The following is a 21,395-nucleotide window of genomic DNA, read 5'->3' on the forward strand; positions in this document are numbered from 1 at the left end:
CATAAATTTCGAAATCGGAATCAATTTCAGGAGAAATTGCAAAGGCCGTCGAACGACGCCTCCGGTCAGTCCGGCGCGCGTGCCCCGGTTGCAACCAGTCCATTGCGGATGAAGGCCTCATAGCAGGGCGTCAGCGTCATTCGGGTGTGCGTGGGAAGAAGGGCCGGCGCGTAGAGTTCGAGCAGCCTCGTCTGCGTTGGCGTTGCCGGGCAGGTCGGCATCAGAGCGAGATCGACCGTGCGGATCGCCTCGTCCTCCGCCGCGCCCGGGGGCGGGACGGCCCGTGTCGGATCGGCACCGACCGCGATGGAGCGCGGTGCCTGCCGGCCCATCAGCCACGGGAACGGATTGACGAAGTCGATGGACATGACCGTTTCGAATCGGATGCCCTTTCGGGCTTCCAGGGTGAGGACGGCCGAGATGGCGCGATCGGCATTTTCGAGCCAGGCCCACTGGAAGTCGAAATCGCTGAACAGCAGGACGGAAAACGGCTCTCCGGCGGCGGCAAGCTGATCGAAGGCCTTCCGGTTTTCAACGAACATCGTCTCCATCAGCCGGGCCCGCGCCGCAAACTCCGGTCGGATCTTAAAAGCGCCGAGTGTCCGCAGGTTCTGGTGGTCGAGCCGCACCGTGCCCAGCATGCCGACCGCGGCGCGGCTGGCCTTCTGTACGACGAGAAGGGCCGGAGGAAGGACCACCGCGAGCGCCAGCACGGCGACGACGCCGGAGCGAGCCGTCGGCCCATGGCGGCGGAATTGATCGACGGCGACGGCGAGAAGAAGCGGAAAGAGGAAGATCAGCGGCTGGCTGCCGGTGTTCTGGCTTTCGAAGAACAGGCCCGCAAGGAGGAATGCGGAAATCCAGACGAACGGCAGATCAAAAAGTGCGGAGATCGACTCGACGGAGGGATGCGAGGATGCACGGCGCAGCGTCTGGCTGACAAGGGAAAGATTGGTGATGAGAAGCGCCAGGCACAGCCCGGCCGTGGCGAGCGAGACGCCGATATTCATCGAGCCGGCCCGGAGCAGGCGCGGCAGAAGCGTTTCATCGTTGAGGTCGAGGAGGGCGAGGATATCGGCGAGATAGGCGGAGACGATACCGGTCGAGAGTTCGAGCACGACGAGCACCCCGGCGAAGATGCCCGCCGCGATCGCCGCAAGCCTCAGGCTGAGCCGCCCGGCCAGAAGCGCCATCGTGCACAGGATCGCGCCCGCGACGATGCCTGTGATCTTGGTGAAGAACAGTGCGAGCATGGAGACCGCCACGATGCCGCAGAGCTTTCGGCCGTCCTTGACGAAGACCAGGGCTGCCGACAGCACATAGAGGATCTGGCAAACCTGCCGATTATAGATGCCGAAGCCCTCGGCACCGGGATAGGGGTAGAAGCTGCCGATGTTGAAGGGCAGGAGGGAATAGAGGAGAAACGGGGCGACGAGGGCAAAGGCGAGCGCGGTCGAGCGACGCTGCACGTCCGTCAGGATCACGGCCATCACCGGCGCGGTAACCGCGAGGAGCGACCAGGCGGACACGAGCAAGGGGTGCCCCTCGGGGAAGAGCCGGTTCAGCCCCGCGAAGAGGTAATAGCCAAGGGCACCGACCGGCGCGAAGAAATCGACGGAGGGGATCTGGCCGCTGGCGATCCGGTTGGTCACGTCGAGATAGATGTAGAGATCCCACATCATCGGACCGATGAGCTGGGGGATGGTGGTGAGGAGCGCAAGCGGCAGCACGAGGAGGGCCGCGGCAAGCACCAGAACCGGCGCCGATCGCTTCAGCCGAAACCAATGGCGCTCCGGCGCTGCGCGCATGTCCTTCGCGACGGATGCCATGGATCGCCTCAACGCGGCTCAGTTGTCGAACTGTCCTGCTTATCGCATCGCGATCTTTTCATCGCGTTAACGGGCAATCGTTGGGACGATCCGACGAAGCCTTCAACAGGGGCGGCAGAGATCGACGCGCGCAAATCCGCTTCGCAAAACCGGCCCTTTTGTTCTATGAGGCAGACGATAGGCCCGGCGCCCCGGCCGGACGAGAGTGGAGACACCGATGAGCAACACCCGCACCGCCGAAGCCCGCTCCTGTTTGGCCGTCGTTCTCGCTGCCGGCGAGAGCACACGGATGAAGTCCTCCATCTCCAAGGTGCTTCATCCCGTCGCCGGCCGTGCGATGATCGCGCATGTGATGGAGGCGCTCGCCGATGCCGGGATCGAGGCCGCCGCCCTGGTCGTGGGGCGCGATGCCGATGCGGTCGCCGCCGCCGCACAACGGGCGGATCTGCCCGTCAGCACCCATCTGCAGACGCAGCGCCTCGGGACGGGGCATGCCGTGCTCGCGGCGCGCGCGGCGATCGCCAAGGGCTATGACGACGTCCTCGTCGTCTTCGGCGATACGCCGCTGATCACGGCCGGCCCTCTCAAGGCGGCGCGCGAGCGGCTGGCGGCCGGCGAAGATGTGGTCGTCATCGGCTTTCACACCGACCGACCGACCGGCTATGGGCGGCTGATCATCGAGAACGACACCTTGCTGGCGATCCGCGAGGAGAAGGACGCCTCCGAGACCGAGCGGGCCATCACCTACTGCAATGGCGGGCTGATGGCGATGAACGGCCGGCGGGCGCTCGACTTTCTCGACGCGATCGGCAACGCCAATGCCAAGGGCGAATACTACCTGACGGACGCGGTGGAAGTGGCACGTGCGGCCGGCGCCCGGACGATCGCGATCGAAGCGCCCGAGACCGAACTGATGGGGTGCAACACCCGCGCGGAACTGGCCGTTATCGAAGCGGCCTGGCAGGCGCGCCGGCGTCATGCGCTGATGATCTCCGGCGTCTCGATGATCGCGCCCGAAACCGTCTTTCTGTCCCATGATACGCAGCTCGCGCAGGATGTGCTCGTCGAGCCCAACGTCGTCTTCGGACCGGGCGTGACCGTGGAACGCGACGCCGTCATTCATGCCTTCTCGCATCTCGAAGGCGCGCATGTCTCTGCGGGCGCGACCGTCGGTCCCTATGCACGGCTTCGGCCGGGCGCGCATCTCGGGGAACACGCCAAGGTCGGCAATTTCTGCGAGATCAAGAAGGCGGAGATCGGCGCGGGCGCCAAGGTGAATCATCTGACCTATATCGGCGATGCCTTCGTCGGCGCCGACACCAATATCGGCGCCGGTACCGTCACCTGCAATTATGATGGCGTGAACAAGCACGTCACCCGCATCGGCGCCAAGGCCTTCATCGGTTCGAATTCCTCGCTGGTGGCGCCCGTCACGATCGGCGATGGCGCTCTGGTTGCCTCCGGCAGTGTCATCACCGACGACGTGCCGGACGACGCTGCGGCCTTCGGTCGGGCACGGCAGACGATCAAGCCGGGCCGCGCGAAGCTGCTGCGGGAGCGGTATCTGGCAGAAAAGGCCGCGAAAAGCCCCAAGGGCTGAAACACGTGGCAGATTGGAGGCGGCGTTACCGGCTGATACCGAAAGTGACGGTGGGCCGGTTGCTCCGCGCGAGAAAAACGGTAGTCACCTTGGTCCTTGAGGTCTGCGGCTAACAATATCGGAGAAGTTCATGTGCGGCATCGTCGGCATCGTCGGAGCACGGCCCGTATCGGAGAGGCTGGTCGGTGCCCTCAAGCGGCTCGAATATCGCGGCTATGATTCGGCCGGCGTCGCCACGATCCATGACGGCCAGCTCGAGCGGCGGCGGGCCGAGGGCAAGCTGTTCAACCTGGAAACGAAGCTGGCCGGCGATCCGCTTCCCGGCATGATCGGCATTGCGCACACCCGCTGGGCGACACATGGCGCGCCGACGGAGAACAACGCCCATCCGCATTTCACCGATGGCGTCGCCGTCGTGCACAACGGCATCATCGAGAACTTTTCCGAGATCAAGGACGCGCTGATCGCTGATGGCGCGACCTTCTCCACGCAGACGGACACCGAAGTCGTCGCGCAGCTGCTCGCCAAGCTTCGACGGGACGGGCTGGACGCGAAGCAGGCCATGCAGGCAATGCTGCGCTCCATCACCGGCGCCTACGCGCTGGCGGTCCTGTTCGCCGATACGCCGGCCACGATTCTCGCGGCCCGTTCCGGCCCGCCGCTGGCGGTCGGTTATGGCCGGGACGAGATGTTTCTCGGCTCGGACGCGATCGCGCTCGCGCCGTTCACCAACGAGATCACCTATCTCAACGACGGCGACTGGGCGGTGCTGACCGCCGATGGCGTCGAAATCCTCGACCATGACGGCAACCGCGTGACGCGGCCGCGCCAGGTGTCGATCGCCGCTGCCTATATGGTGGACAAGGGCAATCACCGGCACTTCATGGAAAAGGAGATCTACGAGCAGCCGGAGGTCATTTCGCACGCGCTCGGGCACTATGTCGATTTCACCGAAAACCGGGTGAGCGCCGCTGCCTCGGCGATCGATTTCGCGCGCATCCCGAGCCTTGCCATCTCGGCCTGCGGCACGGCCTATCTCGCCGGGCTCATCGGCAAATACTGGTTCGAACGCTATGCGCGACTGCCGGTCGAAATCGATGTCGCCTCCGAGTTCCGCTATCGCGACATTCCCCTGTCGCCCGATGCGGCGGCCTTGTTCATCTCGCAGTCCGGGGAAACCGCGGACACGCTCGCCTCTCTGCGCTACTGCAAGGATCTGGGCCTGACGATCGGCGCGGTGGTCAACGCCCGCGAATCGACCATCGCACGCTCGTCGGACGCTGTCTTTCCGATCCTCGCCGGGCCGGAGATCGGGGTCGCCTCCACCAAGGCCTTCACCTGCCAGCTGGCGGTGCTCGCCGCGCTCGCCATCGGGGCGGGACGCGCCCGGGGTGTGATTTCCGTCGAGCAGGAACGCGTTCTGGTGCGGCACCTCGCCGAAATGCCGCGGATCATGGCGAAGGTGCTCAACGCCATCCAGCCGAAGATGGAGAGTCTGGCGCGGGACCTCTCCAAATGCCGGGATGTGCTGTATCTCGGCCGCGGCACCAGCTTTCCCCTCGCCATGGAAGGCGCGCTGAAACTCAAGGAAATCTCCTATATCCATGCGGAAGGCTATGCCGCCGGCGAACTGAAGCATGGGCCGATCGCGCTGATCGACGAAAACATGCCGGTGATCGTCATCGCGCCGCATGACAGGTTCTTCGAGAAAACCATCTCGAACATGCAGGAGGTCGCCGCCCGCGGCGGGCGGATCATCTTCATCACGGACGAGCAGGGGGCGAGCGCCTCCAAGCTCGAAACCATGAGCACGATTGTCCTGCCGAACGTCGACGAGCTGATCGCGCCGATGATCTTCTCGCTGCCGATCCAGCTTCTGGCCTACCACACCGCCGTGTTCATGGGCACGGATGTCGATCAGCCGCGCAATCTCGCAAAGTCCGTGACGGTCGAATAGCCGAGGCTGAGCGCAGTTGCAGCATGAACTGCTGCAACTGCGGCTTTTGCCATTGTCCGCCCGGCCGCAACGCCATATCATCTCTGACGGCTGCACATCAGCGCCGATGGAATCAGCATGACGGAAGCTCCGACGCGTATTTCCTTTGCCACCCGGCTGCGAAACAACTTTCTCGCCGGGCTGGTCATCTGCGCGCCGATCGCGATCACCCTGTGGCTGACCTGGAGCTTCGTGCGCTGGGCCGACAGCTGGGTGAAGCCCTATATTCCCGCGCGCTACAATCCGGACAGTTATCTGAATTTCGCGGTGCCCGGTTTCGGCCTGCTGATTGCCCTGATCATGATCACGATCATCGGATTTCTCGGCAAGAATCTCATCGGCCGATCGATCGTCAATGTCGGCGAGCAGGTGCTGAACCGCACGCCGCTGGTGCGCGGGCTTTATAAAAGCCTGAAGCAGATTTTCGAGACGGTGCTGAAAGAGCAGGGCACGCCCTTCAACAAGGCGGCCCTGATCGAGTATCCGAGCGCCGGGCTCTGGTCGCTGGTCTTCATCTCCACCGATGCGAAAGGCGAGATCGCCTCGAAATTCGATGCGATGGGACGCGACATGGTGGCCTGTTTCATGCCGCCGACGCCGGTGCCGACCGCCGGCTTCCTCGTCTTCGTCCAGCGCGAGAAAATCGTTCCGCTCGACATGAGCGCCGAGGATGCGGCCAAGCTCGTCATCTCGGTCGGCCTGGTCACCCCGCCTGAAGGCGGGCCTGTCGCCACGACGCGCAAGGGACGCAAGGTCTCCGAGCCTGTGCCCGCCGTGATCGAATCCTGATCCTCAACCGGCCCGCAGAAAGCGGATCGCCTCGTCACGGCGGTGAAGGTACAAAAGCGTGCGCAAGGCTTCGCCGCGCGGCGTCGTCAGGTCGGGATCGCGCTCGATGACATAGGCGGCGTCCTTGCGCGCAATCTCCAGAAGATCCGCGTGCGCTTCGAGGCTCGCGATACGAAAGCCGGGCGTGCCCGATTGCCGCGTGCCGAGCAGCTCGCCTTCGCCCCGCAGCTTCAGATCCTCTTCGGCGATCACGAAGCCGTCCTCGGTATCGCGCAGGATCGACAGGCGCGAATGCGCCGTCTGGCTGAGGGGCCCCTTGTAAAGCAGAATGCAGCTCGATGCCTCGTCGCCGCGCCCGACGCGACCGCGCAACTGGTGGAGCTGCGCCAGGCCGAAGCGCTCCGCATGCTCGATCACCATGATCGTCGCGTCGGGAACGTCGACGCCGACCTCGACCACGGTCGTGGCGACGAGCAGCCGCGTCTCGCCGTTCTTGAAGGCGAGCATGGCCGCATCCTTGTCGGGACCGGTCATGCGGCCATGGATGAGACCGGCGACGGGTCCGAGGCGCGCGACGAGGATCCTGAATCGCTCGTCCGCTGACATGAGATCCGAAAGCTCGGATTCTTCGACCAGCGGGCAGATCCAGTAGATCTTCTTGCCGTCCTCGATGGCCGCGCGGAGGCGTTCGACGACGTCGTCCAGCCGCTCCGTCGGCAGCGTGACGGTCTGGATCGGCTTGCGGCCCGCCGGCTTCTCGGTGAGCTTGGAGACGTCCATATCGCCGAAGGCGGCAAGTACCAGCGTGCGCGGGATCGGCGTCGCGGTCATCACCAGCATATGCGGCGACACGCCCTTGGCCGTCAGCCGGAGGCGCTGGTGGACGCCGAAGCGATGCTGTTCATCGACGACGGCGAGCAGCAGGCGATGAAAGGCGACGGTGTCCTGGAACAGGGCATGCGTGCCGATCACGATATCGGTCTCGCCCGAGGCCAGGCGATCGAGCACCGCATCGCGCTCGCGGCTCTTGGTCCGGCCGGTGAGGACGTCGATCCTCACGCCTGCGGGGCCCGCAAGTCGGCTGAGCGTCGTGAAATGCTGGCGGGCGAGAATTTCTGTCGGGGCCATCAGCGCCGCCTGTCCGCCGGCTTCGACGGCCGCCAGCATCGCCATCAGCGCGACCGCCGTCTTGCCCGAGCCGACATCGCCCTGGAGAAGCCGCAGCATGCGCTCCTCCCGTGCCATATCGGCGAGAATGTCGGCAACGGCTGCCGTCTGGCTTCCGGTCAGGGAGAAGGGCAGCGCGGAGATGACGGGGACGTTGAGGGCGCCAGTCGCCTTGACCGGCGTGCCCGGGAGCGCGCGAAGGCGCTGGCGAACGAGCGAGAGCGACAACTGCCCGGCGAGGAACTCGTCATAGGCAAGGCGCCGCCTTGCGGGAGCGCGTGGATCGATATCGCTCGCGTCGCGCGGCTCGTGAAGAGCGATGAACGCCTCGCGCGCCGTGAGAAATTCCTGTTTGTCGAGAAGCGCCTCGTCCAGCCATTCGGGAAAGTGCGGTAGACGGGTGAGGGCAGCCTCGACGGTCCGCCGCAAGGTTTTTGGCGAAAGCCCCGCCGTCAGCCCGTACACCGGCTCGACGAGGGCCATGGTCTCCGCGTCTTCCTCGCGCACCATCAGGTCCGGATGCACCATGGAGGCCCGACCGTTGAACCAGTCGACCTTGCCCGAGACGATGACGATATCGTCGATCGGCAGTTGCTTCTCCAGCCAGTTGCCCTTGACCTTGAAGAAGGTCAGCGCCAGCTCACCCGTATCGTCCTGCAGCATGACGCGATAGGGCATGGAGGAGCGACCCGGCGGCGGCGGCAGGTGACGATCGACCCGGCCCTTGATGGTGACGATGGCGCCGGCCAGCGCATGTGCCACGCCGGGCTGGTGACGGCGGTCCACGATCGAGTGCGGCGCGTGAAAGAGCAGATCCACCACCCGGCAGTCCTCGACGCTCTCCCGATTGAAAAGCCGGGCCAGGAATTCGCCGACTTTGGGACCAACGCCGGGCAGCGTATCGAGCGAGGCGAAAAGCGGGTCGAGAAGGGCAGGGCGCATCGGGGAACTTCACTTGACGAAACGGACTTTGGCAAGGCTGACAAGTCGGCGTGCAGCGTTTATAGGAGCGGCGGGACCGTGGCAGCAAGGCTCAATTTCCGCTCGTCCCGAACGACGGTCACGGCACCGGTTACCCGCCGCAAGAGGGACAGTCCATGACAGGCATCACCCGCACCAGTGCCGATCTCGATCTGCGCCGCCGCAAGATTCTCTTTCGTGCGTGGCATCGCGGGCTGCGCGAGATGGATCTCGTCTTCGGGCAGTTCGCCGACAATGAGCTTGCCGATCTGCCGGATAGCGATCTCGACGAACTGGAGCGCATCATGTCCGAGGAGGACAACGACCTCGTGAAATGGATTCTGGGCGAGCGTGACCTGCCCGATCATTTCCGCACGCCGCTCTTTGCCCGCATCTCCGCCTACCGCCCGGATTTCGAACCGCAGACGGGACCGGCGGCCACAGGACCTTCTGAATGATTGCCGGATTCGACAAGAAGAAGATTGCAGGCGTTGCGCGCGAGATCACCATCGGGCCGGTGCCGGCCGGCGTCGAGCCGCTGCTGCTGGCCGAGATCGCACGCGCGGAAGGGCCGGTCGCCTATATCCTGTCCGACGGGCAGCGCTTGGCCGATATCGAGCAGATGCTCGGTTTTGCTGCGCCCGATATTCCCGTTCTGACCCTACCGGGCTGGGACTGTCTTCCCTATGACCGGGTGTCTCCGAGCGCCGACGTCTCTGCCCGGCGGCTGTCTGCGCTGAGCGCACTGATCGCGCATGCCCGAAAGCCGCATCCAGCCATCGTGCTGGTCACCGTCAACGCGGCGCTGCAGAAGATGGCGGCGAAGGACGTGATCGAGGGTCTCGCCTTTTCCGCCCGGCCGGGCGCGAACATTCGCATGGACGACGTGGCGGCGCTCCTGTCGCGAAACGGGTTCGAGCGCGTGGCAACGGTGCGCGAGGTCGGCGAATATGCAGTGCGCGGCGGCATTCTCGATGTCTTCGTTCCCGGCAGCGCGGAGCCGGTGCGGCTGGATTTCTTCGGCGACACGCTGGAGACGATCCGGTCCTTCGATCCCGCAAGCCAGCGCACGACGGGGCAGGCGCGGTCGCTCGATCTCAACCCGATGAGCGAGGTGTCGCTGACGCCGGAAACGATCAGCCATTTCCGCACGCGCTATCTCGCGCTGTTCGGCGCGACGACACGCGACGATGCGCTGTATCAGGCCGTGTCCGAAGGGCGGCGCTATGCCGGCATGGAGCACTGGCTGCCGCTGTTCTACGATCATCTCGACAGCGTCTTCGATTATCTCCCGGGTTTCCGGATCGTCACCGACCATGTCGTGCGCGAGGCTGCGGCCGAACGCTCCAAGCTCGTTCACGACTATTACGACGCGCGGCGCGATACAGGGACGCAGGGCAAGAACCAGGCATCGCAGGGCACGCCCTACAAGCCGGTGCCGCCGGAGCAGCTTTACCTGACGACCGATCAGTTTTCCGCGGCCCTGACGAGTGGCAACGCCATTCGTCTGTCGCCCTTCTCCGAGCCGGAAGGCGATGGCCGCAAAGTCGTGACCATCGATGCGCGCCTGGGCGTGCGCTGGGCGAAGAACGCGAACGAGAGTGCGCCGGAGGGCGAACGCATCAACGTGTTCGACCAGGCCGTGAAATACATCGCCGACAAGCGCGCCAAGGGCGCCAAGGTGCTGGTGACCGGCTGGTCGGACGGATCGCTCGACCGCCTGCTACAGGTGCTTGCGGAGCATGGGCTCGGCAACATCAAGCCGGTCGCGTCGTTCAACGAGGTCGGCAAGCTGAAGGCCGGAGAGGCGGCCGCCGCCGTCCTCAGCCTGGAAAGCGGTTTTGAAAGCGGCGATCTCGTCGTCATCGGCGAGCAGGATATTCTCGGCGACCGGATGGTGCGCCGCTCCAAGCGCCGCAAGCGCGGCGCGGATTTCATCGCCGAAGTGGCCGGCCTCGATGAGGGTTCGATTGTCGTCCATGCCGAGCACGGCATCGGACGCTTCGTGGGCCTGCGAACCATCGAGGCGGCCGGGGCGCCGCATGCGTGCCTCGAACTCGTCTATGCCGACGACGCCAAACTCTATCTTCCGGTCGAAAATATCGACCTTCTCTCCCGCTACGGTTCGGAGGGGAGCGATGCCATCCTCGACAAGCTGGGCGGCGTGGCGTGGCAGGCCCGCAAGGCCAAGCTGAAAAAGCGGCTTCTCGATATGGCCGGCGGCCTCATCCGCATCGCGGCCGAGCGTCTGACACGGCGCGCACCCGTGCTGACGACGCCCGAAGGCATCTATGACGAGTTTGCGGCACGCTTTCCCTATGACGAGACCGAGGACCAGATGACCTCGATCGAGGCCGTCCGGGACGATCTCGGTGCCGGTCGCCCCATGGACCGGCTGGTGTGCGGCGACGTCGGCTTCGGCAAGACCGAGGTCGCGCTGCGTGCCGCCTTCATCGCGGCGATGAACGGCGTGCAGGTGGCGGTCGTCGTGCCCACCACGCTTCTCGCCCGCCAGCACTTCAAGTCTTTCACCGAGCGCTTCCGCGGTCTGCCGATCCGCCTGGCGCAGGCCTCGCGCCTCGTCGGCTCCAAGGAGCTGGCGCTGACGAAGAAGGAGGTCGCAGCCGGCAAAACCGATATCGTGGTGGGAACCCACGCTCTGCTCGGAAGCGCCATCAACTTCGCCAATCTCGGCCTCCTCATCATCGATGAGGAGCAGCATTTCGGCGTGAAGCACAAGGAAAGGCTGAAGGAGTTGAAGTCGGACGTCCACGTGCTGACGCTGTCGGCAACGCCGATCCCGCGGACGCTCCAGCTCGCCCTGACCGGCGTGCGGGAACTCTCGCTGATTACCACGCCGCCCGTCGATCGCATGGCCGTGCGCACGTTCATCTCGCCGTTCGACGCCCTGACGATCCGCGAAACGCTGATGCGCGAGCACTACCGCGGCGGACAGAGCTTCTACGTCTGCCCACGGCTGGCCGATCTCGACGACGTTCAGGCCTTCCTCCAGTCCGACGTGCCGGAACTGAAGGTCGCCATCGCCCACGGTCAGATGGCGGCGACCGAACTCGAGGACATCATGAACGCCTTCTACGAAGGGCGGTACGATGTGCTTCTGTCGACCACGATCGTCGAATCCGGCCTCGACGTTCCTCGCGCGAATACGCTGATCGTGCACCGGGCCGACATGTTCGGGCTGGCGCAGCTTTATCAGCTTCGCGGCCGGGTCGGGCGATCGAAGGTTCGCGCCTTCGCGCTGTTCACCCTGCCGGTGAACAAGACGCTGACGGGGCCGGCCGAACGGCGGCTGAAGGTTCTGCAGTCGCTCGACACGCTCGGCGCCGGTTTCCAGCTGGCGAGCCACGACCTCGATATCCGCGGTGCGGGCAATCTGCTCGGCGACGAACAATCCGGTCACATCAAGGAGGTCGGCTTCGAGCTCTACCAGCAGATGCTGGAAGAAGCCGTCGCGGAGCTCAAGGGCGACGACGAGGTGACCGATAGCGGTTGGTCGCCTCAGATCTCGGTGGGGACGCCGGTGATGATTCCGGACGAATACGTGCCGGATTTGCATCTTCGCCTGATGCTCTATCGCAGGCTCGGCGAGATCACCGAACTGGCCGATATCGACGCGTTCGGGGCGGAATTGATCGACCGTTTCGGGCCGCTGCCGATCGAGGTGCAGCACCTCCTGAAGATCGTCTACGTCAAATCGCTCTGCCGGACGGCCAATGTCGAGAAACTGGATGCCGGGCCGAAGGGCGTCGTGGTGCACTTCCGCAACCGCGATTTCCCGAACCCGGCGGGGCTCGTCGGCTATATCGCCAAGCAGGGGACGCTCGCCAAGGTGCGTCAGGACCAGAGCATCTTCTTCCAGCGCGATTATCCGACGCCCGAGAAGCGGCTTGCCGGCGCCGCCATGCTGATGACGCAGCTTGCGGGCATCGCCAAGGGATAAAGGGGCCAAGGCATAAAGGGGCCTACGAATACGTTTCATGCGGTCTATGTCGGACCGCGTGACACGCCTTTGCCGGGAACGGCGTCAGTTGATGTTGGTTTGATTCTTCATCTGGGCGATGTCCCGCAGTGCGCCGGTGAGGACTTCCACCGACTGGGCGCCCATGACGGCATATTTGCTCTCGATGATGAAGCAGGGGACGCCGGTCACGCCCATGTCGCGCGCCACCTCGATCTCGGTCTGGACGTCCGCCGTATCCGCGTTCGAGGCGAAGAGCGCGGTGACGACGGCGCGATCGAGGCCACCCGCCTCGGCGATATCGATCAGCGTTTCGCGGTCGCCAAGATTGCAGCCTTCCTCGAAATAGGCCCGAAACAGGCCCGACACGACATTCGCCTGAATGTCCGCACCCTCGGCCTGCGCCCAACGGACGAGCCTGTGCGCGTCGAGCGTATTGGGGGAGATCGTCACGGCATCGAAGTCGAAGGCGACGCCATCGGCGCGGCCGAGCGCCGTCAGGTTTTCATGCGCCCGGGCCACGGCCTCGCTCCCGCCGAGCTTTGCAGCCAGATGTGCCTTGTGATCGACACCCTCCGGCGGCAGATCCGGATTGAGCTGGTAAGGACGCCAGTTGACGGTGACCAGCATTTCGCTTGCAAGCTCCGCAATCGCTTTGTCCAGCCGCGCCTTGCCGAGATAGCACCAGGGGCAGACGACGTCCGAGACGACGTCGACGGTGACGTGTTCCATTTTCATTCCTTCCCTTGCTGAGGGGGTTGGCCGGCAGGCATCTGCGAGGCTGGCGATGCCGTCACCGTCTGCGCATCGACGTCCCACCAGGTCGGAAGGCTGTAGCCGTAGAGCGGCACGGTGTTCGGCCGTCCGATGCGCTTGTGGCGGCCGACCCATTGTGACGCCACATGGTAAAGCGGTACCGCGTAGAAGTTCGAAACGAGCATTCTGTCGTGGGCGCGGACGGCGGCGGTGAAATCCTCCTGCGAGCGCGCCTGCAGGATATTGTTGACCAGCGTGTCGACATCCTTGTCGGCGACGCCGGCAAAGTTGTCACTGCCCTCCCGGTTCCGGGACTGCGAGGTCCAGCGACCGACCTGCTCGATGCCGGGCGACAGGGAGGAGGGGAACGACTTGATGATGATGTCGTAGTCGAAGGACTGGCTGCGCTGCTGGTACTGCGAATCATCGACCGTGCGCACGCCGGCGCGGATGCCGACCGCAGCGAGGAAGCGCTGATAGGCCAGCGCCATCTTCTCCTGTCCCTCGTTCTGGGTCATGATCTCGAAAGCGAGCTGCTGGCCGTCGGCGTTCTTCATCTGGCCGTCGCGGATCGTGTAGCCGGCTTCGCGCAGCAGGGTCACGGCTTCGCGCAGGACGTTGCGGTCGCGTCCGGACGCATCGGTGACGGGGAGGCGATAGGTTCCGTCGAGCACGCCGGGCAGGATGCGGTTGCGGATATCGCCAAGCAGGTTCAGCTCACGATCGTCGGCTGGCTGGCCGAGATAGGAGAGGCCGGAATTCTGCCAGTAGCTCTGCGTGCGCGTGTAGGCGCCGTCATAGAGGTTCTTGTTCACCCATTCGAAATCGAAGACGAGGGCGAGCCCCTGCCGCAGCTTCGGATTGTCGAACATCGCGCGACGGGTGTTGAACACGAAGCCGAGCATGCCCGAGGGCGTCTTCGGCGAGAACGTATCCTTGATGACCTCTCCGGAGCGCACGGCCGGGAAATCGTAACTGCGCGCCCAGCGATTGGGGCTGCCTTCCGGGTAGATGTCGATCTCGCCCTTCTTGAAGGCCTCGAACAGCGAATTGTCCTGGAGAAAATACTCAACCGAGATGCGGTCGTAATTGTCCTGGCCGATCTTGGAGGGCAGGTCCTTCGCCCAATAGTTGGGGTCGCGCTCGTAGACGATCCGCTCGCCCGGCGTCACGGAGGCCACCTTGTAAGGCCCCGACCCGATCGGGAACGTCAGCGTCGTCTGGTCGAAGGTTTCGACCGGGGTGGCGTGCTTCGGCAGGATCGGCGTCATGGCGATGAGGAGCGGGAATTCGCGGTCGCTCTTCTCGTTGAAGGTGAAGCGAACGCTCCGGTCTCCGACTTTTTCCATCTTCGCGACCTTGTCGAGCCGCGACGCGAACGGCACACGGCCCTTGTCGCGGAAGATCTCGAAGGTGAAGATCACATCCTCCGGTGTTACCGGCTGGCCGTCGGACCAGCGCGCCTTCGGATTGATATTGAACTGGATGAAGGTGCGGTCCTCGTCCCACTCCACCGTTTCCGCGAGCAGGCCGTAGAGCGAGAAGGCCTCGTCGCGCGAGCGCGTCATGAGGGAGTCATAGACGAGATTGCCATACTCCGGATCGAGCATGCCGCGCGCCGTGGTGCGCATGCTTTTCAGGATGAACGGGTTCAGATTGTCGAAAGACCCGACCACGCCATAGGAGATATGACCGCCTTTTTTGACCTGCGGATCGACGTAAGGAAAATTCTTGAAGCCGGCGGGCAGGGCGGGCGCCCCATGCATGGCAATGCCGTGAACGGGTTCGGCGCTGGCAAGGCCAGCGGCCGTCAGCGAGGTGAACAGGGCAAGGCCCAGAAACAATGCGCGCACGCGGTTCTCCGATGCGGACGGGCCCGGCAAGAACGCGAGCGGATCCAGAAACGATTCCCGCCAACCTATCATGCCGGGTCTTTTTTTGAAGCTTGCGCCGGTAGAATGGCCGTTATGTGGGGAGCGCGGGTCGAAATCTCACGCGCTTGCACGCAATTTTCGGCGGGCATGACTGGATTAGGCACGCGTGACGCGCTAGGAGAGGAAACCGCCACTGGACGGGTCATGCAATTGCCTCAATTGACCAACAGAGGAGCGGACGGCCGAGCACTCGCCCAGTCGAGCAAGCGGATGTCGAGCACGCAGATATTGGACGAGCAAGCGACATCGGGATGAGCGGGTGTGCTTCTGTGGTTCTCGAGACCGTTCAGGGTCGAGCGCAGAACGATCGCAACCGATCCTGTCGTGAACGTGATGTTGCGCGTCTTGTCGAGAGAGCGCTGCATCCGAGCCGCAGAAACGATGAATTCAGGAGACGGATATCGTTATGACCTTCAAGCCCACCCTTACCAGGAAAGTCGCAATTTCGGCTTTCGCCGGCGCCGTAGCAGCTGCCGCAATGCCGTCGGCGTCTTTCGCGCAGCAGGCCGGCCAGCGCGCGCCGCAGGGCTGGTTCAAAGTCTGCACCAAGCAGGAAGATAACGACGTCTGCATCGTACAGAACCTGCTCTCCGCCAATAATGGCCAGCTGGTCACCGCTGCCGGCCTCATCAGCGTGCAGGGCAAGGTCAACCGCAAGATCCTTCAGGTCTCGGTGCCGTCCGCGCGCCTGCTGCCGCCCGGCGTTCAGGTGCAGATCGACGGTGGCAAGCCGATCAAGCTCGACTACGCCATCTGCATGCCCGACAAGTGCGTGGCCGAAGCGCCGCTGACCGACGCCGTCATCGCCAGCCTGAAGAAGGGCAGCGAGGTCGTGTTCACGTCGATCAACTTCCAGCGCGCGCCGAACCCGATCAAGATGTCGCTCGAAGGCTTCACCGGCGTCTTCGACGGCGAGCCGATCGAGCAGTCTAAGCTGCAGGAACGCCAGCGTCTGCTGCAGGAAGAAATGCAGAAGAAAGCGGAAGATGCCCGCAAGAAGCTTGAGGAAGCCCAGAAGGCTGCCAAGCAGAACTGATCAGCGGCCTATCATGGCCCAACAAAAAGCCCGGATCCTGCGATCCGGGCTCAGCTTGCTGACAAAGTCCCTTTGGAATTCGATTCAGCGACTTTGATTCCCATCCGTTCACGCTTCGATTCAGGGACGTTCCGTGAATCCTCGCTCGATTGGAAGGGTGTCGAGGGTTTGTCAGCAGTCTGAGCCCGGATCCTGCGATCCGGGCTTTTCTGTCTCTAGACAGGGGACGTTCGTTCCGATCAGTGCGTAACAACCGCCTTCGGCTTGTACTGGCCGATGGTTTCGGGGTCGAAGAACGTTTCGACCTGCGAGTGACGAACGGGGGTGCCCGTCTCGTCCGACATCAGGTTCTGCTCTGAGACGTAGGCGACATATTCGCTCTCGTCGTTTTCCGCCAGCAGGTGATAGAATGGCTGATCGCGATCAGGCCGCACCTCGGCCGGAATGGCGTTCCACCATTCTTCCGTGTTCGCGTATTCCGCATCAACGTCGAAGATCACGCCACGGAACGGGAAAAGCCGGTGGCGAACCACTTGACCGATCTGGAACTTTGCATCTCTCTGTTTCATCATGACCGTATTCCTTTCCTTCAATATGTGGGAGGAAACGCTCCGAGATCAAGGGACGAAGGGTGAACACAAAAATATTACACCCTAAAAAAGTCTCATCGTCTTAAAACGGAATGTTGCGGCTGAAACGACCACTGAAACGGCAAAAGGCCGACGCTTGCGGCGCCGGCCTTTTCCGTTCGTCTGACGTGGGATCAACCCGAATAATACATGTCGAATTCGACCGGGTGCGGGGTCATGTCGTAGCGCATGACTTCCGCCATCTTCAGTTCGATATAGGCGTCGATCTGGTCGTCGTCGAAGACGCCGCCGGCCGTGAGGAATTTCCGGTCGCGATCGAGATTTTCGAGCGCTTCGCGAAGCGAGCCGCAGACCGTCGGGATCTTCTTCAGTTCCTTGGCCGGCAGGTCGTAGAGATCCTTGTCCATCGCCTTGCCGGGATGGATCTTGTTGCGGATGCCATCGAGACCGGCCATCAGCATGGAGGCGAAGGCCAGATAGGGATTTGCCAGCGGATCGGGGAAGCGGACTTCGACACGCTTCGACTTGGCGCCGGAGCCGAAGGGGATGCGGCAGGAGGCCGAGCGGTTGCGGGCGGAATAGGCCAGCAGAACAGGAGCCTCGTAGCCCGGAACCAGACGCTTGTAGGAGTTGGTCGTCGGGTTGGTGAAGGCATTGATGGCCTTGGCGTGGCGAATAATGCCGCCGATGTAGAACAGGCAGTTTTCCGAAAGGCCGGCATATTCGTCGCCGGCGAAGGTCGGCTTGCCGTCCTTCCAGATCGACTGGTGCACATGCATGCCCGAGCCATTGTCGCCGAAGATGGGCTTCGGCATGAAGGTCGCCGTCTTGCCGTAGGCGTTCGCAACCTGGTGCACGACGTATTTGTAGATCTGGATCTGGTCGGCGCTGCGAACCAGCGTGTCGAATTTCACGCCGAGTTCGTGCTGCGCAGCCGCCACTTCATGGTGCTGCTTCTCGACCGTCACGCCCATTTCCGACAGAACGGTGAGCATTTCCGAGCGCATGTCCTGGCAGCTGTCGATCGGCGGGACGGGGAAGTAGCCGCCCTTGACGCGCGGACGGTGGCCAAGGTTTCCGGTGTCGTAGGCCGTGTCGTCGTTCGACGGCAGTTCTGAGGAATCGAGCTTGAAGCCGGTATTGTAGGGGTCGGCCTTGTAGCGGACGTCGTCGAAAATGAAGAACTCCGGCTCGGGGCCGACGAAGACGGTGTCGCCGATACCGGACGACTTCAGATAGGCTTCCGCCTTCTTCGCCGTTCCGCGCGGGTCGCGATTGTAGGCCTCGCCCGAGATCGGATCGAGGATGTCGCAGACCACGACCATGGTGGACTGGGCGAAGAACGGGTCCATATGCACCGTGGCCGTATCCGGCATCAGCACCATGTCGGACTCGTTGATGGCCTTCCAGCCGCCAATGGACGAGCCGTCGAACATGACGCCATCGACGAACATGTCTTCATCGACGCAGGACACATCCATCGTCACGTGCTGAAGCTTGCCCTTGGGATCGGTGAATCGAAGGTCGACGAACTTGACGTCGTTTTCCTTGATCTGCTTGAGGATGTCGCTCGCAGTCGTCATATCGGAGATGTCCTTCCCTGTCGGTTATAGGCCGCCGCGCGAATGCGGCGGCGTGAAATCAGATGGCGTCGACGCCGGTTTCGCCCGTGCGGATTCGGATGACCTCTTCCACGTTCGAAACGAAAATCTTGCCGTCGCCGATCCGCCCTGTCTGGGCGGCCTTGCGGATCGCCTCGATGACGGCATCTGCATTCTCGTCGGCGAGAACCACTTCGACCTTCACCTTAGGCAGAAAATCCACGACATATTCGGCGCCTCGATAGAGTTCGGTATGGCCCTTCTGCCGTCCGAAACCCTTGGCTTCCGTCACCGTAATACCCTGGAGCCCGACTTCCTGAAGGGCCTCCTTCACTTCATCCAGCTTGAATGGCTTGATGATCGCCTCGACCTTTTTCATGAGAAAATGTCTCTCCGCTTCTCCCGTTGGAACAGGGGAATCCCCGCTCGCCCCACCATATGCATTTAGCATGCCATGTCTTCAAAATCTCGACGCATTTGCCTTTGGTGTGCGTGGATCGGAAGCGGTTTTTCTCGTTCCGCGCCAGTATTGCAGGAGAATGCCTATTTCTTGTGAAATGCGAGCGGTTTACGGCAATTTGATGCACTGCGAGACGAATTTGACCGGTTTCAGCATGATATTTGAGCGCCAAATATATGCAGATGCTCAGGAATTGGTCAACACGCATTCCTGTGAGACGCTTGATTTCCAGCTTTCGCCTCTGCAGTGTAAGAGCAGGATCACGCATTTTTGCGGAGGTGGCAAGATGGGTTTCGAGACGAGCATGGCAACCTGGATCGTGACCCCGGAGGACATGGGAAAGGTGGACGCGGCGGCCGCCGCATCCGGCCTCTCATCCTTCGGCTTGATGCGCGCCGCGGGCTACGCGGTCGCCGCCGCCGCGCTGCGGCATTATCCCGATGCGATCCGCTTCGTCTGCCTCTGCGGCCCCGGCAACAACGGCGGCGATGGGCTCGTCGCTGCGGAAGCGCTGGCCGACAGCGGCGCAAGCGTTGCGGTGTTTCTCCTGCAAGGCGCCTCACGCTCCAGCGGAGATGCCGCCACCGCTTTCGCGCACCTCTCCGTCGCCGGCCAGGCCATCGCCGACTATGTCCCCAGCACGGGCGATGTCGTCATCGACGGTCTGTTCGGCGCGGGACTCTCGCGTGCCGTTTCGGCTGAGGTCGCCGATTTGATGAAGGCGGTTACCTCTGCGGGACTGCCGGTCGTCGCGATCGATCTGCCATCCGGGATCGATGGGAGATCCGGCAACGTGCTCGGGGCGTGCTTTCAGGCGTCGCATACGGTCACGTTCATGACCCGCAAGCCAGGACATATTCTCCTGCCGGGACGGTCCGCCTGCGGCGCGCTCGAGGTTGTCGATATCGGCATCCCCAGGCGAATCCTGCAAGCGCATCGGCGTGCGATTGCGGAGAATACGCCGGCGCTTTGGGCGGATGCCGTGAAGGCGCTCGATCCGTCGGCGCACAAGTACCGTCGGGGGCATCTCGTCGTCTTCTCCGGTCCGGCGAACAGCAGCGGCGCTGCGCGGATGAGCGCGACGGCGGGCCTCTCCTCGGGTGCCGGTCTCGTCACGATGGTCGCGTCATCGGAGGCGATGCCGACGCTTGCCGCGCATCTGACGGCGGTCATGCTGAAGCCCGTCGATAGCGAGGCGATGCTGCACGATCTCCTCGACGACGAGCGCCTCAACGCCTTCGTGCTCGGGCCGGGCTTTGGCGATGCCGAGCGGGCCCGGATGATCGTTGCAGGCCTCTGCGAGCGATCGCTGGTACTCGACGCGGATGGCATCACCGCCTTTCGCGAGGATCCGCAGGCTCTTTTCGCGGCTTTCCAAGGCCCGGTTCGTCTCGTCCTGACCCCGCATGACGGTGAATTCGCCCGTCTTTTCCCGGATCTCGGGTCGGACGAGACGCTCTCCAAGATTGATCGCGCGACAGAGGCGGCCCGGCGCAGCAATGCTGTCATCGTCCTCAAGGGCTCGGATACCGGCATCGCCGCCCCGGATGGCCGGGTCGCGATCAACGCGAACGCCCCGCCCTGGCTCGCAACGGCCGGCTCGGGCGATGTACTCGCCGGCATGATCGGCGCGCATATGGCGCAGGGCATGCCCGCCTTCGAAGCCGCGGCCAGCGCCGTTTGGCGTCACGGCGCTGCCGGGCAAACGGCGGGCGAGGGGATGACGGCCGAAGACCTGCTCCGTGCGATCAGGCCGCTGCCGCACAGACCATAGCGGTCAGACCATAGCGCTCAGACAAGCAGCGAAAACGCTGACAAGACATAGGCTCGCAGCCGGATCTCTTCCTGCTAAGCGAAACGTTTCTGCAATTCGATCGCGCCCCTGGGTGCGTTGACCTTGCCCTCGTGTATGAAGAAGGCGAAGACGTCTCGCGGATGGTGTGGCAGGGGATCGGCCAGCAAGGGCAATCCTTCCGCAACACCGCCGGATCTCCAGGTTTCGAGGCGGGCCTGCCATTGGGAGAGGCGCTTTTCGTCGTAGCAGGTCTCGATATCGTCGCTGCCCGTCTGCAGACGTGCATAGACGAAATCAGCGCTTACGTCCGCGAGCAGCGGATATTCCGCGTGATCGGCGCAGACGATGGCGACGTTGTGCCGTCGCGCCATATCGACGAATTCCGGGGTCTGAAACGAGATGTGGCGCACCTCGATGGCGTGCCGCAGGGCAAGCCCGTCCTGCTTTTCCGGCAGAAGCGCCAGAAAAGCCTCGAAATCGGCAGCATCGAACTTCTTCGTCGGCATGAACTGCCAGAGGATCGGCCCGAGCTTGGCGCCGAGTTCGGTCAGGCCCTGCCCGAGGAAACGGGCAATCGACTCCCCGGCATCCGCCAGCACCTTCTTGTTGGTCGCAAAGCGGCTCGCCTTCAGCGTGAAGACGAAATCATCCGGAACCTCCGACGCCCATTTCGCAAACGTCTCCGGCTTTTGCGAGCTGTAATAGGTCCCGTTGACCTCGATCACCTGCAGCGCCTTGCCGGCAAACTCCAGCTGCCGCTTTTTCGCAAGCCCCTCGGGATAGAACGTCCCTTCCCAAGGATCGAACGTCCAGCCGCCGATGCCGACACGGACCTTACCCATCTTACCGTTCATGATGCCAACTCATCGCCTAATCCCTCTTCCTTCGCCCAATTCCCTGCCT

Annotated in this window: 15 protein-coding genes; 7 read left to right on the top strand and 8 right to left on the bottom strand. The window is 63.4% G+C overall.

Annotation, left to right across the window (positions count from 1 at the left end):
* Window positions 1-65: 65 nt before the first annotated feature.
* Window positions 66-1,829 (bottom strand): hypothetical protein, encoded by a 1,764-nt coding sequence (locus C8J36_RS04430; protein WP_245506445.1) that lies wholly within the window; start codon window positions 1,827-1,829, stop codon window positions 66-68.
* Between the two features lie 217 nt (window positions 1,830-2,046).
* Here C8J36_RS04430 and glmU point away from each other — a divergent pair, with 217 nt between their 5' ends.
* From glmU to C8J36_RS04445, 3 genes are all read left to right on the top strand, one after another.
* Window positions 2,047-3,429, top strand: a complete 1,383-nt coding sequence (glmU, locus tag C8J36_RS04435; protein ID WP_132532890.1) for a bifunctional UDP-N-acetylglucosamine diphosphorylase/glucosamine-1-phosphate N-acetyltransferase GlmU — start codon at window positions 2,047-2,049, stop codon at window positions 3,427-3,429.
* Window positions 3,430-3,559: 130 nt separating this feature from the next.
* Window positions 3,560-5,386 carry a glutamine--fructose-6-phosphate transaminase (isomerizing) gene (gene glmS / locus C8J36_RS04440; protein WP_132532892.1) on the top strand — a complete coding sequence of 609 codons (1,827 nt, stop codon included), beginning with the start codon at window positions 3,560-3,562 and terminating at the stop codon, window positions 5,384-5,386.
* A gap of 117 nt (window positions 5,387-5,503) precedes the next feature.
* Window positions 5,504-6,214 carry a DUF502 domain-containing protein gene (locus C8J36_RS04445; RefSeq protein WP_132532894.1) on the top strand — a complete coding sequence of 237 codons (711 nt, stop codon included), beginning with the start codon at window positions 5,504-5,506 and terminating at the stop codon, window positions 6,212-6,214.
* A gap of 3 nt (window positions 6,215-6,217) precedes the next feature.
* On the opposite strand, the gene recG is transcribed toward C8J36_RS04445, so the two are convergent.
* Window positions 6,218-8,323, bottom strand: a complete 2,106-nt coding sequence (gene recG, locus C8J36_RS04450; RefSeq protein WP_132532896.1) for an ATP-dependent DNA helicase RecG — start codon at window positions 8,321-8,323, stop codon at window positions 6,218-6,220.
* A gap of 155 nt (window positions 8,324-8,478) precedes the next feature.
* Between recG and C8J36_RS04455 the strand changes: the two genes are divergently transcribed.
* The gene (locus C8J36_RS04455) at window positions 8,479-8,799 is read left to right on the top strand and encodes a succinate dehydrogenase assembly factor 2 (protein WP_132532898.1); all 321 of its coding nucleotides are present in this window, start codon (window positions 8,479-8,481) and stop codon (window positions 8,797-8,799) included.
* On the top strand, window positions 8,796-12,302 hold the full coding sequence (gene mfd, locus C8J36_RS04460; protein ID WP_132532900.1) for a transcription-repair coupling factor: 3,507 nt from the start codon (window positions 8,796-8,798) through the stop codon (window positions 12,300-12,302). Before C8J36_RS04455 ends, mfd begins: the two co-directional genes overlap by 4 nt.
* 84 nt (window positions 12,303-12,386) lie before the next feature.
* Here the strand turns inward: mfd and C8J36_RS04465 are convergent, their stop codons facing one another.
* Both C8J36_RS04465 and C8J36_RS04470 read right to left on the bottom strand, forming a co-directional pair.
* The gene (locus C8J36_RS04465) at window positions 12,387-13,052 is read right to left on the bottom strand and encodes a DsbA family oxidoreductase (protein ID WP_132532902.1); all 666 of its coding nucleotides are present in this window, start codon (window positions 13,050-13,052) and stop codon (window positions 12,387-12,389) included.
* 2 nt (window positions 13,053-13,054) lie between these two features.
* Window positions 13,055-14,929, bottom strand: a complete 1,875-nt coding sequence (locus C8J36_RS04470; RefSeq protein ID WP_132532904.1) for an extracellular solute-binding protein — start codon at window positions 14,927-14,929, stop codon at window positions 13,055-13,057.
* A gap of 487 nt (window positions 14,930-15,416) precedes the next feature.
* On the opposite strand from C8J36_RS04470, the gene C8J36_RS04475 reads away from it, so the two are divergent.
* Entirely contained in the window at window positions 15,417-16,046 is a 630-nt protein-coding gene (locus C8J36_RS04475; protein WP_062593132.1) for an invasion associated locus B family protein, read from the top strand.
* A gap of 239 nt (window positions 16,047-16,285) precedes the next feature.
* Here C8J36_RS04475 and hspQ read toward each other — a convergent pair whose 3' ends face one another.
* The 3 genes from hspQ to C8J36_RS04490 form a co-directional block, all read right to left on the bottom strand.
* Window positions 16,286-16,615, bottom strand: a complete 330-nt coding sequence (gene hspQ, locus C8J36_RS04480) for a heat shock protein HspQ (RefSeq protein WP_062474500.1) — start codon at window positions 16,613-16,615, stop codon at window positions 16,286-16,288.
* Window positions 16,616-16,809: 194 nt separating this feature from the next.
* Window positions 16,810-18,219 (bottom strand): type I glutamate--ammonia ligase, encoded by a 1,410-nt coding sequence (glnA, locus tag C8J36_RS04485; RefSeq protein ID WP_062593134.1) that lies wholly within the window; start codon window positions 18,217-18,219, stop codon window positions 16,810-16,812.
* A 58-nt stretch (window positions 18,220-18,277) separates the two neighbouring features.
* Window positions 18,278-18,616 carry a P-II family nitrogen regulator gene (locus C8J36_RS04490; RefSeq protein WP_062473479.1) on the bottom strand — a complete coding sequence of 113 codons (339 nt, stop codon included), beginning with the start codon at window positions 18,614-18,616 and terminating at the stop codon, window positions 18,278-18,280.
* A 367-nt stretch (window positions 18,617-18,983) separates the two neighbouring features.
* Here C8J36_RS04490 and C8J36_RS04495 point away from each other — a divergent pair, with 367 nt between their 5' ends.
* The gene (locus tag C8J36_RS04495) at window positions 18,984-20,471 is read left to right on the top strand and encodes an NAD(P)H-hydrate dehydratase (RefSeq protein ID WP_245506446.1); all 1,488 of its coding nucleotides are present in this window, start codon (window positions 18,984-18,986) and stop codon (window positions 20,469-20,471) included.
* Between the two features lie 74 nt (window positions 20,472-20,545).
* Here C8J36_RS04495 and C8J36_RS04500 read toward each other — a convergent pair whose 3' ends face one another.
* Entirely contained in the window at window positions 20,546-21,346 is an 801-nt protein-coding gene (locus C8J36_RS04500; RefSeq protein ID WP_132532908.1) for a DUF72 domain-containing protein, read from the bottom strand.
* Between the last annotated feature and the right edge of the window lie 49 nt (window positions 21,347-21,395).

The organism is Rhizobium sp. PP-F2F-G48, from assembly GCF_004342335.1.
In the GTDB taxonomy this organism is placed as follows: Bacteria; Pseudomonadota; Alphaproteobacteria; order Rhizobiales; family Rhizobiaceae; genus Ferranicluibacter.

Coding starts and splice junctions, on each gene's coding strand:
- C8J36_RS04430 (WP_245506445.1), bottom strand. CDS start 1,829: ATGGCATCCGTCGCGAAGGACATGCGCGCAGCGCCGGAGCGCCATTGG.
- glmU (WP_132532890.1), top strand. CDS start 2,047: ATGAGCAACACCCGCACCGCCGAAGCCCGCTCCTGTTTGGCCGTCGTT.
- glmS (WP_132532892.1), top strand. CDS start 3,560: ATGTGCGGCATCGTCGGCATCGTCGGAGCACGGCCCGTATCGGAGAGG.
- C8J36_RS04445 (WP_132532894.1), top strand. CDS start 5,504: ATGACGGAAGCTCCGACGCGTATTTCCTTTGCCACCCGGCTGCGAAAC.
- recG (WP_132532896.1), bottom strand. CDS start 8,323: ATGCGCCCTGCCCTTCTCGACCCGCTTTTCGCCTCGCTCGATACGCTG.
- C8J36_RS04455 (WP_132532898.1), top strand. CDS start 8,479: ATGACAGGCATCACCCGCACCAGTGCCGATCTCGATCTGCGCCGCCGC.
- mfd (WP_132532900.1), top strand. CDS start 8,796: ATGATTGCCGGATTCGACAAGAAGAAGATTGCAGGCGTTGCGCGCGAG.
- C8J36_RS04465 (WP_132532902.1), bottom strand. CDS start 13,052: ATGGAACACGTCACCGTCGACGTCGTCTCGGACGTCGTCTGCCCCTGG.
- C8J36_RS04475 (WP_062593132.1), top strand. CDS start 15,417: ATGACCTTCAAGCCCACCCTTACCAGGAAAGTCGCAATTTCGGCTTTC.
- hspQ (WP_062474500.1), bottom strand. CDS start 16,615: ATGAAACAGAGAGATGCAAAGTTCCAGATCGGTCAAGTGGTTCGCCAC.
- glnA (WP_062593134.1), bottom strand. CDS start 18,219: ATGACGACTGCGAGCGACATCCTCAAGCAGATCAAGGAAAACGACGTC.
- C8J36_RS04490 (WP_062473479.1), bottom strand. CDS start 18,616: ATGAAAAAGGTCGAGGCGATCATCAAGCCATTCAAGCTGGATGAAGTG.
- C8J36_RS04495 (WP_245506446.1), top strand. CDS start 18,984: ATGGGTTTCGAGACGAGCATGGCAACCTGGATCGTGACCCCGGAGGAC.
- C8J36_RS04500 (WP_132532908.1), bottom strand. CDS start 21,346: ATGAACGGTAAGATGGGTAAGGTCCGTGTCGGCATCGGCGGCTGGACG.